The organism is Actibacterium sp. EMB200-NS6 (assembly GCF_001305615.1).
Taxonomy (GTDB): Bacteria; Pseudomonadota; Alphaproteobacteria; order Rhodobacterales; family Rhodobacteraceae; genus Actibacterium_A; species Actibacterium_A naphthalenivorans.
This window is the reverse complement of sequence record NZ_CP010869.1, coordinates 2,427,232-2,440,662: the sequence shown is the minus strand read 5'-3', so window position 1 is coordinate 2,440,662 and position 13,431 is coordinate 2,427,232. Positions and strand designations below refer to the sequence as shown.

Annotated in this window: 14 protein-coding genes; 5 read left to right on the top strand and 9 right to left on the bottom strand. The window is 64.9% G+C overall.

The genetic code is table 11. The features are described from left to right. Positions 1-30: 30 nt before the first annotated feature. Complete coding sequence (glmM, locus tag TQ29_RS11820) at positions 31-1,377, top strand: phosphoglucosamine mutase (protein ID WP_037210779.1); 1,347 nt, start codon at positions 31-33, stop codon at positions 1,375-1,377. A 6-nt stretch (positions 1,378-1,383) separates the two neighbouring features. On the opposite strand, the gene TQ29_RS11815 is transcribed toward glmM, so the two are convergent. Beyond that, complete coding sequence (locus TQ29_RS11815; RefSeq protein WP_054539323.1) at positions 1,384-2,577, bottom strand: OpgC family protein; 1,194 nt, start codon at positions 2,575-2,577, stop codon at positions 1,384-1,386. 205 nt (positions 2,578-2,782) lie between these two features. Continuing rightward, on the bottom strand, positions 2,783-3,805 hold the full coding sequence (ilvC, locus tag TQ29_RS11810) for a ketol-acid reductoisomerase (protein ID WP_054539322.1): 1,023 nt from the start codon (positions 3,803-3,805) through the stop codon (positions 2,783-2,785). A 137-nt stretch (positions 3,806-3,942) separates the two neighbouring features. On the opposite strand from ilvC, the gene TQ29_RS11805 reads away from it, so the two are divergent. Further along, a complete protein-coding gene (locus TQ29_RS11805) occupies positions 3,943-4,401 on the top strand; it encodes an Lrp/AsnC family transcriptional regulator (RefSeq protein ID WP_054539321.1) in 459 nt (152 codons plus the stop codon). Beyond that, positions 4,398-4,856, top strand: a complete 459-nt coding sequence (locus tag TQ29_RS11800; protein WP_054539320.1) for an Lrp/AsnC family transcriptional regulator — start codon at positions 4,398-4,400, stop codon at positions 4,854-4,856. The genes TQ29_RS11805 and TQ29_RS11800 overlap by 4 nt, the downstream gene beginning before the upstream one ends. Here TQ29_RS11800 and TQ29_RS11795 read toward each other — a convergent pair. From TQ29_RS11795 to TQ29_RS11780, 4 genes are all read right to left on the bottom strand, one after another. Next, positions 4,777-5,970, bottom strand: coding sequence for a Hint domain-containing protein (locus tag TQ29_RS11795; RefSeq protein ID WP_054539319.1), 1,194 nt, complete (start codon positions 5,968-5,970; stop codon positions 4,777-4,779). The genes TQ29_RS11800 and TQ29_RS11795 overlap by 80 nt on opposite strands. Before the next feature lie 107 nt (positions 5,971-6,077). After that, positions 6,078-7,277 (bottom strand): UbiH/UbiF family hydroxylase, encoded by a 1,200-nt coding sequence (locus TQ29_RS11790; protein ID WP_054539318.1) that lies wholly within the window; start codon positions 7,275-7,277, stop codon positions 6,078-6,080. Between the two features lie 57 nt (positions 7,278-7,334). Beyond that, a complete protein-coding gene (locus TQ29_RS11785; protein ID WP_054539317.1) occupies positions 7,335-7,550 on the bottom strand; it encodes a hypothetical protein in 216 nt (71 codons plus the stop codon). 130 nt (positions 7,551-7,680) lie between these two features. Continuing rightward, positions 7,681-8,328: a pyrimidine 5'-nucleotidase gene (locus TQ29_RS11780; RefSeq protein ID WP_054540421.1), complete on the bottom strand. Its 648-nt coding sequence runs from the start codon at positions 8,326-8,328 to the stop codon at positions 7,681-7,683. A gap of 99 nt (positions 8,329-8,427) precedes the next feature. Between TQ29_RS11780 and TQ29_RS11775 the strand changes: the two genes are divergently transcribed. Beyond that, on the top strand, positions 8,428-9,081 hold the full coding sequence (locus TQ29_RS11775) for a GntR family transcriptional regulator (protein ID WP_054539316.1): 654 nt from the start codon (positions 8,428-8,430) through the stop codon (positions 9,079-9,081). On the opposite strand, the gene TQ29_RS11770 is transcribed toward TQ29_RS11775, so the two are convergent. Beyond that, a complete protein-coding gene (locus tag TQ29_RS11770) occupies positions 9,070-10,974 on the bottom strand; it encodes a glycosyltransferase (protein WP_082386752.1) in 1,905 nt (634 codons plus the stop codon). The genes TQ29_RS11775 and TQ29_RS11770 overlap by 12 nt on opposite strands. Positions 10,975-11,056: 82 nt before the next feature. After that, positions 11,057-12,214: a glutamine-hydrolyzing carbamoyl-phosphate synthase small subunit gene (gene carA / locus TQ29_RS11765; protein WP_054539315.1), complete on the bottom strand. Its 1,158-nt coding sequence runs from the start codon at positions 12,212-12,214 to the stop codon at positions 11,057-11,059. 179 nt (positions 12,215-12,393) lie between these two features. Here carA and TQ29_RS11760 point away from each other — a divergent pair, with 179 nt between their 5' ends. After that, entirely contained in the window at positions 12,394-12,852 is a 459-nt protein-coding gene (locus TQ29_RS11760; RefSeq protein WP_037208956.1) for a GatB/YqeY domain-containing protein, read from the top strand. A gap of 113 nt (positions 12,853-12,965) precedes the next feature. Here TQ29_RS11760 and TQ29_RS11755 read toward each other — a convergent pair whose 3' ends face one another. Further along, the gene (locus TQ29_RS11755) at positions 12,966-13,415 is read right to left on the bottom strand and encodes a DUF305 domain-containing protein (RefSeq protein ID WP_054539314.1); all 450 of its coding nucleotides are present in this window, start codon (positions 13,413-13,415) and stop codon (positions 12,966-12,968) included. Positions 13,416-13,431 lie beyond the last annotated feature (16 nt).

Below are 13,431 nucleotides of genomic sequence, written 5' to 3'. Positions count from 1 at the left end.
ACCGGCTGTTGCGGTTCCTTGGGGGATGATATGAGTGACAAGCTTTTCGGAACCGACGGCGTTCGCGGACGGGCAAACACACATCCGATGACGGCCGAGATGGCCCTGCGCCTGGGCGCGGCGGCCGGCCGGTATTTCCGGCGCGACGGCTCGGCCGCACATCGCGTTGTCATCGGCAAGGACACGCGGCTTTCGGGCTATATGTTCGAGAACGCGCTGACGGCGGGTTTCACCTCCACCGGTATGAATGTCTTCCTGCTGGGGCCGGTGCCGACGCCGGCGGTGGGGATGCTGACACCCTCGATGCGCGCGGATGTGGGGGTGATGATCTCTGCCTCGCACAACCCGCATCATGACAACGGCATCAAGTTCTTCGGCCCTGACGGGTTCAAGCTGTCGGACGAGGCCGAGGCCGAGATCGAGGCGCTGCTCGATACCGATGTTCAGCCGACGCAGGCCGAAAACATCGGCCGTGCCAAACGGATCGACGATGGCCGCTTTCGTTATAATGAACGGATCAAGACCACCTTCCCGCAGGGCAAGCGCCTGGACGGGCTGAAAGTGCTGATCGACTGCGCCAACGGGGCGGCCTATCGCACCGCGCCCGAGGTGCTGTGGGAGCTGGGGGCAGAGGTGGTGCCGCTGGGTGTGTCACCCGACGGGTTCAACATCAACGACAAATGCGGCTCGACCCATACAGATACCGCCGCCGCCGCCGTGGTGGCGCATGGGGCGGATGTGGGGATCTGTCTGGATGGTGACGCCGACCGGGTGATGATCATCGACGAGAACGGCGTGGTTGCCGATGGCGATCAGATCATGGCGCTCTTCGCGTCTCGCTGGGCCGAGGCGGGGCGGCTGCGCGCGGGCACGCTGGTGGCCACGGTCATGTCCAACCTGGGGCTGGAGCGGTATCTGGGCGGGCGCGGCCTGTCGCTGGAGCGCACCTCGGTCGGCGACCGCTATGTGGTCGAGGCGATGCGCCGGGGCGGTTGGAATCTGGGCGGCGAGCAATCGGGCCATATCGTGATGACCGATTACGCCACCACCGGCGACGGGCTGTTGGCCGGGCTGCAGTTTCTGGCCGCCATGGTCGACACCGGCCAGCCGGCCAGCGCGCTGATCCGGCAATTCGACCCGGTGCCGCAACTGCTGCAGAACGTGCGCTATGCGGCGGGGCAGGCCCCGCTGGATGCGGCGGCGGTGAAAGCGGCGATTACCGGAGCCGAAGGCCGGCTTGCCGGAGCCGGCCGCCTGCTGATCCGCAAATCGGGCACGGAGCCGCTGATCCGGGTCATGGCCGAATGCGAGGATGATGGCTTGCTGAAGGATGTGGTCGGCACGATCGTGGCAGAGATCGAAGCGGCCACGCGCTGAGCCGTTTCAGGATTGCGACGCGGGCACCCGCTGCGCCTTTGCGGTGGTTTTCCTTTGCAACCGGGCATGGCCCCAGGCGGCAAGGTAAAGCGGTATCGGGGTGAGCACGATCAGCACTTCGCGCCACACCGGGCCGGGCGGATAATATTCGACCACGATTGCCAGCACATAGACCACCAGAACATGCGCCGAGAACACGTGCAGCGAATGCTGGCCGAGGAACACCAGAAACCTGCGGGTGAACAGCCACTGCACGAAGGCCGACATTTTCTGGAACAGCCGCACCCGGCTTTCTTCGCCGGCCACCACAAGCCAGGTGACGATGAACAGATCGACGATGAAGGCGATCGGGTAGATCAGGCTGAAATTGCCGCGATCCGTATGCGCGAACACCGCTTCCGAGAATGCGTGCCCGAGCAGTTCGTGAAACACGACGCGGTCGTAGATACCCAGAAAGAAGAAGGCGCCGAGCGTCAGGCAGAACACAAGCTGCCATTGCCGGTTCTTGAGGAACGAAAGATCGAGCGTTCCCGCCGCGCTGTGCAGCCCGAGGTAGAGCCCGCCGACAAACAGCACCTGCCAGCCGAAGACGTTGAAGAAAATGCCCAGCCGGATCGGATGGCCCAGCCCGGCAAGGGCCAGTTCACCGGTCTGGACGACAACCTCGATCAATCCGGTCTGGGCAAGAAACCAGAGCAGCGCCGAAAGCGCGAGGACGAAGCCGGCGTAATTTCGCCGAAACGCCTCCAGTATGAAGGGGGTGAGCATCATGAACCAGATATACATCGGCAGAATGCCCATGTGCTTGGAGCCGCTGATCAGCGCGAGCGAGGCGGTGGTGAAGCCCACAGGCTCTGCGCGATAGGGCGCGAGAATCGCCGGAAACAGGCCGAACGCGGCCAGCAGGAGCGCCGCCGCCAGGAAAATCACGATCAGTGTCGCCTGATGCGTATAGATCGTGCGGATACGCCGCCAGATAGCGGATTTACACGATGCGAAACCGCGCTTCAGAAGGCGGTTGCCGTAGACCAGGCCGACGACGAAACCTGAAATGAAAACAAAGCCTTGGGCATCTTCTACCCAGCCGAAATAATGATGGTTCAACTTGCCGAGAATGGCGTGCAGCTCGACATTCGCGTGGATGATCATCATGAACAGAAGAAAAAATCCGCGAAAGCCATCAAAAATCGCGATACGCATGTCGGTCCCTTCGGCTTCGAAATTGCGGGGCCGAAGTGGCTGCCGCGGCGTTTTCTCAAGCTTTGCCGGTGGTTATGCTCTTTTCTTCAACCCTACCTTCCAAGCGGAGGTATTCTCAAGCGCTTTCTGAAGCGGACGGCGGGCAAAGCAAAGGCCCGGCTGATTTGCATCAGCCGGGCCCTGTAGTCGCGCGATCCGGGATGGATCAGTTCTTTTCCTGGTCGACCAGCTTGCCGGCGGAAATCCACGGCATCATGCCGCGCAGCTTCTTGCCGGTTTCCTCGATCTGGTGCTCGTCGTTGATGCGGCGGGTGCCCTTGAAGAACGGCTGGCCGACGGCGTTTTCCTGCATGAAGTCACGCACGAACTTGCCGGTCTGGATGTCGGTCAGAATGCCCTTCATCCGTTTCTTGGTCTCGTCATAGGGCAGAACCCGCGGGCCCGAGACATACTCGCCATATTCGGCGGTGTTCGAGATCGAGTAGTTCATGTTGGCGATGCCGCCTTCATAAATCAGATCGACGATCAGCTTCACCTCGTGCAGGCATTCGAAATAGGCCATTTCCGGCGCGTAGCCGGCCTCGACCAGGGTCTCGAAACCCATGCGGATCAGTTCCACCAGACCGCCGCACAGCACGGCCTGCTCGCCGAACAGGTCGGTTTCGCATTCCTCGCGGAAGTTGGTCTCGATGATGCCCGAACGCCCGCCACCGATGGCCGAGCAGTACGACAGGCCGATCTCCAGCGCCTTGCCGGTGGCGTCGGTATCGACGGCCACAAGGCAGGGCACGCCGCCGCCCTTGACATATTCGCCGCGCACGGTGTGGCCGGGGCCCTTGGGCGCCATCATGATGACGTCGATGCCTTCTTTCGGCTCGATCAGGCCGAAATGCACGTTCAGACCGTGGGCGAAGGCGATGGCCGCGCCGGGTTTGATGTTGTCATGCACGTATTTCTTGTAGGTTTCGGCCTGCAGCTCGTCGGGCATGGTGAACATGATCAGGTCGCACCAGGCGGCGGCCTCGGCGATGCCCATCACGGTCAGGCCTTCGGCCTCGGCCTTCTTGGCGGATTTGGAGCCTTCACGCAGCGCCACGACAAGGTTCTTGGCGCCGCTGTCACGCAGGTTCAGCGCGTGGGCATGCCCCTGGGAGCCATAGCCCAGAATCGCCACTTTCTTGTCCTTGATCAGGTTGATGTCGCAATCGCGATCATAATAAACGCGCATGGGGCGTTCCTTCCTTTGTCAGTGCTTATGCTGCGCGGACAATAGGCCGGGCGCCGTATGAGGGGCTTTCATATTTTGACTATTCGCGCGGTTTGTGCGAAATATCATTCTGCAAAATTGGATAATCCGAAAAATCCATGCAGATCGACGATACAGACCGCCGTTTGCTGCGCCATCTGCAGGCCGAACCGCAGATGGCCACCGCGGATCTGGCCGACCGGGCCGGGATCACCGCCGCCACCTGCTGGCGGCGGCTTGAAAAGCTGCGGCGGGCCGGTGTTCTGCTCGGTACGCGCGCGGTGATCGACTGGCGCGCGCTTGGCTACGGGGTCGTGGTGTCGTTGCGGTTCACCCTCGACAAGACCGACCCGCGCGCGTTCGATGAGTTTATGACCGCGGCGCGCGATGTGCCCGAGGTGTATGAGATCCAGACCTTCCTTGGCCGGGTCGATGTGCGGCTGAACGTGCTGGCCCGCGATATGCCGCATTACCAGGAAATCTATCGCCACCGGATCCTGACCCTGCCGCATATCGCCGATATCGAGGCGCTGATGCATGTGGCCGATATCAAGCTGGACCAAGGATTGCCGCTTTGACCGATCTCGATGAGGTGGACCGCAAGCTGCTGAGGGCGCTGTCAGAGGACGCCGATCAGAGCGCTGGCGCGCTCGGGCGGAAATTCGGGCTCAGCCAGCCGGCGGCCTGGCGGCGGATCCGGCGGCTGGAAGAGGCGGGCATTCTGCGCGGGCGCCGCGTGGTGCTGGACAAGGAGGCGCTGGGGTTCGGCGTGACCGTGTTTCTGGGCGTGAAACTGGCCACCAAGGGCCGCGTCAGCCTCGAGGATTTCGAGCGCGCGGTCACCGCCATCCCCGAGGTGCAGACGGTGCAGCACGTGCTGGGCATGTATGATTACCGGCTTCGGGTGGTGGCGCGCGATCTGAGCGATTTCGAAAGGGTGCTGCGCCGGCGTATCATGACGTTGCCCGGCGTGGGGGATGTGGAAGCGAATGTGCTGCTGTCCGAAGAGAGACGCCCCGGCCCGCTGGGCTGAACGGCCGCCGCTCCGACGATCGCCAGACCCGCGCCTCGACGCTGCGCAGCGCCCGGCGTGACAGAGCATCGGGCAGGGCCATGGCGGGAAACAGCGCCAGAACCTCGTCGCGCGCCGCCTGATCCAGCGACGACATCGCCTGATCGCCGGGAAAGAAACTCTCCGACGGGCAGCCCTCGGCCAGAATGATCTGGTGGTCTTGCAGCAGAATGTGGAAATACTCGACCCTGGCACAGGGCTGAACGCGGATCGTATCGCCGTTGGCCAGATGCTTGGCCGCGACCAGAACCTCATCTTCGCCGAACAGCAATTCCGCGACCGCGCCGGACACCAGCATCCGGTGGTTCTGCGACACGTACAGATCGCGCCGGTTGTCCAGCGCGCCGGCCTGGATGCGCACGGGCGCCGCAGCGCCGGTACCGGCGACCCATTGCGAGCCGATCCACAGAACCGGCATAAGCCCGCCCTCCATCACGCGCAGCATGTCGCCCGCCCGCAGCCGTTCCACGGCCACCGGCCCCCGGTCCGTTTCGATCAACGTGCCCCGGGCAAAACAGACCGGAACCAGATTGTTGTTTTCGGCGTTGAAGGCGCCGTTGCCGTCTTCGGTGGTGCCGGCATCGATGATGCCATCGTTGTCGTAATCATTGTCGCTCAGCCGGTTGAGCGTGATGGGGCCACTGGAAATATCACTGGTCAGGTCGGTGCCGGCGGCGGCGATCAGTTGATTGAAGCGCGGCGCGCCGGGGTCTGATGAGACCAGAACATTGGCGTTGAACCGCAGATAGCTGTCGCCCAGGCCGCTGACATCCGATTGGATATTGGCATATTGGCCCGGGTTCATGGGGGTGTAGGTATAAAGAGGGGTGCCCGACAGGTAATCGGCGCCGTTGTCATAGATCACCAGGCCGACAATGCGCGAGGCACCCGTGATTTCGCCATCTACTGTGACGTTATCAACCAGAATCTCGACGATATCGTCGCTCTGGAATACGGTCTGGCCGCTGTTGATCGTGAGTGTTCCGCCGCCCTCATAGCCGCCGGACGAATTCGTTCCGACATTCGGGTCCGCCAGGACGCTGTTTCCGTTCAGAAGGAAAGAAGCATCTGCCATGCATGTTTTTTTCGAGTGTTGGTTTCTTGTTGGACTCTGGATGCGTCATAGCCGTTTTGCGTTGCCAATTGGCTAATGTGTCCGAAGTAAGGCGCGCAAGTGGCGGGTTACTTCACGCCCAGCCCCGCGCGCATCAGCGTCTTGCGCACCGGCGCGGCGGAATAAAGCGCGTTGAGCGCGGTGGCACGCATGTCGCGCAGCCCCTGCGCGCCCATCATCGACGCGCGGTTCAGCAGGTCTATGCCGGTCACGCGGGCGCGGACCTCGGGCCAGCGGCGGCGGTTGTAGCTGTTCAGCATGGCGCGATTGCCCGGGTCGGCCGGGTTTTCCTGCGCCAGTTCCAGCAATGCGCGCGTGTCGGCCAGGCTCATGTTCAGCCCCTGTGCGCCGATCGGCGGCACCACATGCGCCGCCTCGGCGATCAGGGCGGTACGTTCGCCGCTGAAGCGATCGGCGATCTGGCTGATGATCGGCCAGACCGACCGGGCCGAGACCAGCGTCAGCGGGCCGTAAAGCCCGGCCGACCGCAGGTTCATTTCCTGTTCGAACTCTGGTTGGGGCAGGGCGGCCAGCCGCGCCACCTCCGGCCCGCGCTCCATCCAGACCACGGCAGAGCAGGGGGTGCCGTCGCGGTCGGGCAGGGGCACAAGGGTGAACGGCCCGCCGGACCGGTGCACCTCGGTCGAGACATTGTCATGCGGCTGCGGATGGGTGACGGCGAAGGCCAGCGCCTTTTGCCCGTAGCGCATTGTTTTCACGCCGATCCCCAGCGCCTCGCGCACGGGGGAGTTGCGGCCGTCGGCGGCGATCAGCAGCCGGGCGGCGATGCGGGTGCCATCCGACAGGGTCACCAGCGCCTCGCGTTCGCGCGTCATCACCGCCTTGGTGGCCACGCCGGGGCGAAACTCGACCCCGGGCAGCTCGGCCAGCCGCGCCACCATCTCGCGCCGCAACAGCCAGTTGGGCAGGTTCCAGCCAAAAGGCTGGCCCGAGATGTCGGCGGCGTCGAAATCCTTGGTCAGGCGCGGTTCGGCGATTTCACCGCCCGCATCGACAATCCGCATGATCTGAAGCGCGGCGGCATGCGGGGCCAGACGCTCCCACAATCCGGCGGCTTCCAGCACCTCGACAGAGGGTTGCAGAAAAGCGGTGGTGCGCATGTCGGCCCCGGCCTGCGCCCCGTCGGTGACCGGCGGGGCGGGATCGACGCAGATCACGGAAAACCCCGCCGCGCCGAAGGCGGCCGCCGCGGTCAGCCCGGCGACGCCGCCGCCGGAAATCAGGATGTCGGTGCCGATACGTGTCATGCGGGGCCTCCTGGATCACAGATAGGCGCAAAGCCCGCGCCGATCCAGCCGGTATCGTCAGCCCCGGGTGATCCAGAGCAGAAGCACCATCACCACCGGCACGGCGGCCACGGCGGGAATGTAAAGCCCAGGCACGCCCCAGGTGGCAAAGCTGAGCCCCCACAGGGCGACCGCCGCGGCGACGAGGAAATAGGTAAAGGCGATGCCGCTGCCCAGCAGGGCGCGCAGCGGGGTGGCAACGTCCGGGCGTTCGGACGGCGCGTCATTGTGCATGATCGGAAATCTCCCTTTCTCCGGTGTCGGGCGGGTATCCGGCAGGGCGCCGGCGGGCGAAAGGGACCATCTTGCCGCAGTGCGACAAAAGGTTGCAAAACCGGGCGGTTCCGGGCGCGGGTGCGTCAGTTTATCCCGTCAGCCGGGCCAGGAAACCGCTCAGATCATCGGTGTGATGGTGGATGTGCCCGGCCGGTTCGGGGCGCGGCGCCACGTGGATGGTGCGCATCCCCATGGCATGCGGGGCGGCCAGGTTGCGCGCGTCATCCTCGAACATCGCGGCCCCTGCCGGCACGATCCCGTCGGCGGCGAAGACGGTCTCGAACGCCGCACGCTCGGGTTTGGGGCGGAACCCGGCATGTTCAACGCCGTAAACCGCATCGAACGCGCCCGACAGCCCGCGCGCGGCCAGCACGCGTTCGGCATAGGGCGCGGAGCCGTTGGTATAGACGATGCGCCGCCCCGGCAGCGCCATGATGCGCGCCTTCAGGTCGGGGGCCGGCTGCAGATGACTCAGATCGATCTCATGCACATGGGTCAGATAGGGGGCCGGATCGACCCCGTGCAGTTGCATCAGCCCCGCAAGCGTGGTGCCATACTCGGCCCAGTAGAACTTGCGCAGGCGGTTCGCCTCGCCCTGGTCGACGCGCAGCGCCTCCATCACATAGGCGGTCATGCGCCGCTCGATCTGATCGAACAGCCGCGCCTCTGGCGGGTAGAGCGTGTTGTCCAGGTCGAAGACCCAGCCGCGTGTCTGTGTGAAGTGGCGAGCAACCATCATGACGATCTAGCCTGCTGCGGCAGTGTGTTCAATGCCTTGGCCTTGATTCGCGGCGCACGGGACTTTAGCGTGCGGTTTCCGCAGCCGGAGTACCTGATGACAGACCTCAAAGCCGCCCACAAGGATGCCTATGCGCTGATCCTGGATGCGATCGACGTGGGCACCTACAAACCCGGTGACCGGCTGGTGGAAAGCGAACTGGCCGAGCGGTTCGGCGTGTCGCGCACCCCGATCCGCGAGGCGCTGCAACGGCTGGAGACGCAATCGCTGTTGGTGCGGGACGGGCGCAGCCTGATCGTGGCGTCGCTGGACCACAATCAACTGGCCGAGCTTTACGTCGTGCGGGGCGAGCTGGAGGGGCTGGCCGCGCGGCTGGCCGCCCGTCACGCCACCGACGAGGAGGTCCGGGTGCTGCGCGCCATGGTCGAGGAGGATCACGCGCTGCTTGGCGACCCCAGCGGGATGTCGCGCGCCAACCGCCGGTTTCACAAGCAGGTGCATCTGGCCTCGCACAACCGGTATCTGGTGCAGCAGCTCGATCTGGTGCACCGCTCGATGGCGCTGATGGCGACCACGTCGCTGGCCGCCGCCGGGCGCGGCGAACGGGCGCTGGAGGAACACGCGGCCATCATCGACGCGATCGCCGCGCGTGACGGCGATGCCGCCTACGAGGCGCTGCGCGCGCATATCTCGGCCGCGTTCGAGGCGCGGCTGCGGCTGGACGCGGCCCGCTACGGCTCAGATATCTGAGCCGTCGCCGGGGTCTTCATCGGCGATGCCGTGGCTTGTCTTGTCCCAGTAGAACGGCCTGACCACCATTTCGAAGAGCGCCTTGTAGGTCGCGAGCGCGGCCAGCGGGTAGTAGACATGCATCGTCGGCACCCATCCCCAGAGCCCCCGCTTGCCCCCCAGATGCGCCCCGATCATGCCCAGCAGGATGTTGGTCAACTCTGCCGCCAGAAACAGCGCCCCGACGCCCAGCATCACGGGCGGCGTCATCACGTCGCTCATCACATGCGGCAGCCCCAGCACGATCAGCCAGAAAGACCACATCAGCGGCACCAGCAGAAATTGCGACACCGTGCCCAGAAGCAGGATCTGAACACCGGCAAACCGCCACGGCCCCAGATCGCGCCACAGCCGCCGCGGGTCGCGCATATGTACCGTCCATGTCATCGCGTAGCCCTTCAGCCAGCGCGAGCGCTGCTTGACCCAGGGCCAGAGGCGGCAGTTGGCCTCTTCGCGGGTGACGGTGCCGATCAGCTCGGTGCGATAGCCGTGGCGGGCCAGACGCACGCCGAGGTCGGCGTCTTCGGTCACGTTATGGGCATCCCACGCGCCCAGCTCTTCCAGCGCGTCGCGGCGGAAGAACAGCGTGGTGCCGCCCAGCGGCACCACCAGCCCCAGCCGCGCGACGCCGGGAAGGATCAGCCGGAACCAGCTGGCATATTCGATGGTGAAACAGCGCGAAAACCAATTCTTTTCAGTATTGTAGAAATCCAGAACCCCCTGCAGGCAGGCCACATCGGGGCCGCGTTCGTGGAACCGGCGGACAATGCGGTGAATCTGGTCGGGCTCCGGCGCGTCCTCGGCATCATAGACCCCGATGATCGTGCCCCGGCAAAAATCCAGTGCGAAGTTCAGCGCGCGCGGCTTGGTCTTCAGGCTGCCCGTGGGAACGGAGATGACACGCATCCAATAGGGCAGGCGGGCAGTGTCGAGCATGGCGCGGGTGGTGTCGTCATCCTCTTCGGTGACCAGGCAGATATCCAGCAATTCCTTGGGATAGGTCAGGCGGCCCAGCCGGGCGACAAGGCGCGGTACGATGTCTTCTTCCCGGAACAGCGGCACCATGACCGACACGACCGGCAGCCGCGCGATGGCGGGGCGTTCGGGCGGGGGGCCGGGCGGCGCCGCGCGGCGGGCGCGCAGGGTGGTGACGGCGGCCGCGATCTTCAGCAGCGTGGTTGCCAGCAGCGTCATCAGCGCCCAGACGGTCAGCAGCGTCAGGGTGGAGGTGGGCGCCAGAACCGCGGCCGTGGCCAGAACGGCCAGGCCCGCGCCCAGGATGTTGCGCGGGGCCTGGCCGTACCAGAAGCGGCAGCTTTCGGCCTCTGCCACGCGGGTTTCGGCGCATTCGGTCAGGTGGCGGTTGCGCGTGGCCAGTATCGCGCGGTGCAGGTCACGCTCGCAGGCGAAGGCCATCACCGGTTCGCCGAACCCGTCGGGCAGGCGGCGGCGCAGCGCCTCGAACGCCTCGGGGCGGGCGGTGGCCACGATCGTGGCACCGCCCAGGCGACGCACCGGCAGCGCGGCCTCTTCAAGACAGGTGCGGATGCCCATTTCGTCGATCAGGCGGGGGTCGGGCGGCAGCGCCTCCAGATCGACGGGAAGCGCGTCATACTGCTCGGCCAGCGCGCGGGTCAGATCGGCCTCGCCGACCATGCCATGGGCCAGCAGGATATCGCCCAGCCGCAGATTCTGGCGTGCCTGCAGCGCCAGCGCCTTGGTCAGGTCGGCCGGTGACAGGGCGCCGGTTTCAACGAGGATGTCGCCAAGCGGTCGCCGGATGCGGCGCGGGCGCGGCGCGGGCGCCAGGCGCAGGGCCTGCGCGGCAGGCCGGTTCAATGCGGAAGGTGCCATCTGTCCCCCGGTCAGGCTTTCCAAGCCGACCATGGGAACTTAAGGTTAACAGTGGGTTAACGGGAGCCTGCGCGGGGGACGATCAGGCCGCCGCCGCCATCGCCGTCACGAACCGTTCGAACAGGTAATAGCTGTCTTGCGGGCCGGGGCTGGCCTCGGGGTGGTACTGCACGGAAAAGACCGGGCGATCGACCATGCGGATGCCGCAGTTCGATCCGTCGAACAGCGAGACATGGGTTTCCATCACCCCGGCCGGCAGGGTCTGGCTGTCGACGGTGAAGCCGTGGTTCATCGAGGTGATCTCGACCTTGCCGGTTTCCAGATCCTTGACCGGGTGGTTGGCGCCGTGATGGCCGTGGTTCATCTTGATGGTGCGCGCGCCAAGCGCGAGGGCCAGCATCTGATGCCCAAGGCAGATGCCGAAGACAGGCAGATCCCTGGCCAGAACCTCACGGATCATCGGCACGGCATAGGCGCCCGTCGCCGCCGGATCGCCGGGACCGTTCGACAGGAACAGCCCCTCGGGGTTCAGCGCCAGCACATCCTCGGCCGTCGCGGTTGCGGGCAGTACGGTGACGTCGCAGCCGGCAGAGGCCAGGCAGCGCAGGATGTTGCGCTTGGCGCCATAGTCGATCGCCACCACCCGGCGGCCGGGCGTGTCACGGCGGGTGTAACCCTCGGGCCAGGCCCAGCGTTTCTCATCCCAGCGGTAGGATTGGGCGCAGGTCACTTCCTTAGCAAGATCAAGGCCTTCCAGCCCGCCGAAGGCGCGCGCCCGCGCGACCAGGTCGGCAATGTCGAAATTTCCGCCCGGGTCATGGGCGAGGGCCACATGCGGCGCGCCCTGCTGGCGGATGGCGCGGGTCAGGCGGCGGGTGTCGATGCCGCCGATGCAGATGCGGCCCTGGCGCGCGAGCCAGCCGGTCAGCGGCTCGGCCGAGCGCCAGTTGGAGGGTGTGGTGGGATCCCATTTCACCACCATGCCGGCGGCAACGGGCGCGGCGGTTTCGTCATCTTCGGGGTTCACACCGACGTTGCCCACATGCGGGAAGGTGAAGGTGACGATCTGGCCGGCATAGGACGGATCGGTCATGATCTCCTGATATCCGGTCATGGCGGTGTTGAAACACAGCTCGGCCACGGTGGTGCCTGTGGCGCCGAAGCCCTGGCCATAGAACACGGTGCCATCGGCCAGGGTCAGGCAGGCTGTGGGGCGGTTTTGCGGGCTGGCGGCGGGCATGGCAGGCTCCAAGGCTCAAATCGCCCGGAAACTAGGCCCGGGCATCCGCAGGGTCAAGGGGGGTGGTAAAAAAGCGTTTTTGTGGAAAAACAAAAACTTAGTATTTCCAACCAAGGTTGCGCCTGAAATCGAGACAAGGTATTTTCAAAGGCTCGGACTCATGGGGATGACTGACCGACATGGATATCAGACCGCGCATCGCGTCTGCGCTCAAGGACGCGATGAAAAACAAAGAGGTGGCGCGGCTTTCGACGCTGCGCCTGATCAACGCCGCGATCAAGGACAAGGATATCGCCCTGCGCGGCGAAGGCTCGGACGACGGGGTATCGGATGACGATGTGCTGCAGATCCTTGGGCGCATGGTCAAACAACGCCAGGAAAGCGCGCGCGCCTACGAAGAGGGCGGGCGGCTGGATCTGGCCGAGCGTGAGCGGGCCGAGATCGTGGTGATCGAGGAATTCCTGCCCCGGCAGCTTTCCGAGGATGAGGTCGATGCCGCGATCGGTTCGGCCATCGCCGAGACGGGCGCCGATTCGATCCGTGACATGGGGAAGGTCATGGGGGCGCTGAAATCGAAATACACCGGCCGGATGGATTTCGGAACGGTGGGGCCGATGGTCAAGGACCGGCTGGGGTGAAACCGCGCGTTTCGTGCTTTTCGTCCGGGTGAATCGTACGAACCGGGCGCGGGCGTTCATCGCTTTCTTGCGGTCGCTTATCGCGAAGAAGCCCAAGAGGGCCGAGGAGCGGCTCAGCGGTTTTCCAGATCTTCGATCAGCGCTTTCATCTGCGCGATTTCCTCGCGCTGGGTGCGGATGATCCCGGCGGCCAGTTCCTGAACGCGCGGGTCCGACAGGCCGGCCCGTTCACTGGTCAGGATCGCGATGGAGTGATGCGGGATCATCGCTTTCATCCAGGCCACGTCCTGCACCGTGCGCTGGCTGCGGACCAGCCAAAGCGCGGTGGCGAAGACGAGCACACTGGCCACGAGGATGGCGGCATTGGCCCCCCGGCTGGTGTACATGTTCCACATGAAAAGAAGCATCACGATCGCCATGGTCGCGCCCATCAGCAGCGCCATGTAGAACCGTGTCTCGCTCCAGTAGATATGATCCGGCGCGTAGGTGTTGAGATACATCAGCCCGAGCATCACCGCCGTGGACGTGGCGATCATCAGCAGGAATTTCGGATATCGGGGCATGTCGGCGCTCCGGCGG

What these genes read in the sequence shown, in the direction of transcription:
- ilvC (WP_054539322.1), bottom strand. Translation starts at nt 3,805, where the DNA reads ATGCGCGTTTATTATGATCGCGATTGCGACATCAACCTGATCAAGGAC.
- TQ29_RS11760 (WP_037208956.1), top strand. Translation starts at nt 12,394, where the DNA reads ATGGATATCAGACCGCGCATCGCGTCTGCGCTCAAGGACGCGATGAAA.
- TQ29_RS11755 (WP_054539314.1), bottom strand. Translation starts at nt 13,415, where the DNA reads ATGCCCCGATATCCGAAATTCCTGCTGATGATCGCCACGTCCACGGCG.
- TQ29_RS11795 (WP_054539319.1), bottom strand. Translation starts at nt 5,970, where the DNA reads ATGGCAGATGCTTCTTTCCTTCTGAACGGAAACAGCGTCCTGGCGGAC.
- carA (WP_054539315.1), bottom strand. Translation starts at nt 12,214, where the DNA reads ATGCCCGCCGCCAGCCCGCAAAACCGCCCCACAGCCTGCCTGACCCTG.
- TQ29_RS11815 (WP_054539323.1), bottom strand. Translation starts at nt 2,577, where the DNA reads ATGCGTATCGCGATTTTTGATGGCTTTCGCGGATTTTTTCTTCTGTTC.
- TQ29_RS11805 (WP_054539321.1), top strand. Translation starts at nt 3,943, where the DNA reads ATGCAGATCGACGATACAGACCGCCGTTTGCTGCGCCATCTGCAGGCC.
- glmM (WP_037210779.1), top strand. Translation starts at nt 31, where the DNA reads ATGAGTGACAAGCTTTTCGGAACCGACGGCGTTCGCGGACGGGCAAAC.
- TQ29_RS11770 (WP_082386752.1), bottom strand. Translation starts at nt 10,974, where the DNA reads ATGGCACCTTCCGCATTGAACCGGCCTGCCGCGCAGGCCCTGCGCCTG.
- TQ29_RS11780 (WP_054540421.1), bottom strand. Translation starts at nt 8,328, where the DNA reads ATGGTTGCTCGCCACTTCACACAGACACGCGGCTGGGTCTTCGACCTG.
- TQ29_RS11790 (WP_054539318.1), bottom strand. Translation starts at nt 7,277, where the DNA reads ATGACACGTATCGGCACCGACATCCTGATTTCCGGCGGCGGCGTCGCC.
- TQ29_RS11775 (WP_054539316.1), top strand. Translation starts at nt 8,428, where the DNA reads ATGACAGACCTCAAAGCCGCCCACAAGGATGCCTATGCGCTGATCCTG.
- TQ29_RS11785 (WP_054539317.1), bottom strand. Translation starts at nt 7,550, where the DNA reads ATGCACAATGACGCGCCGTCCGAACGCCCGGACGTTGCCACCCCGCTG.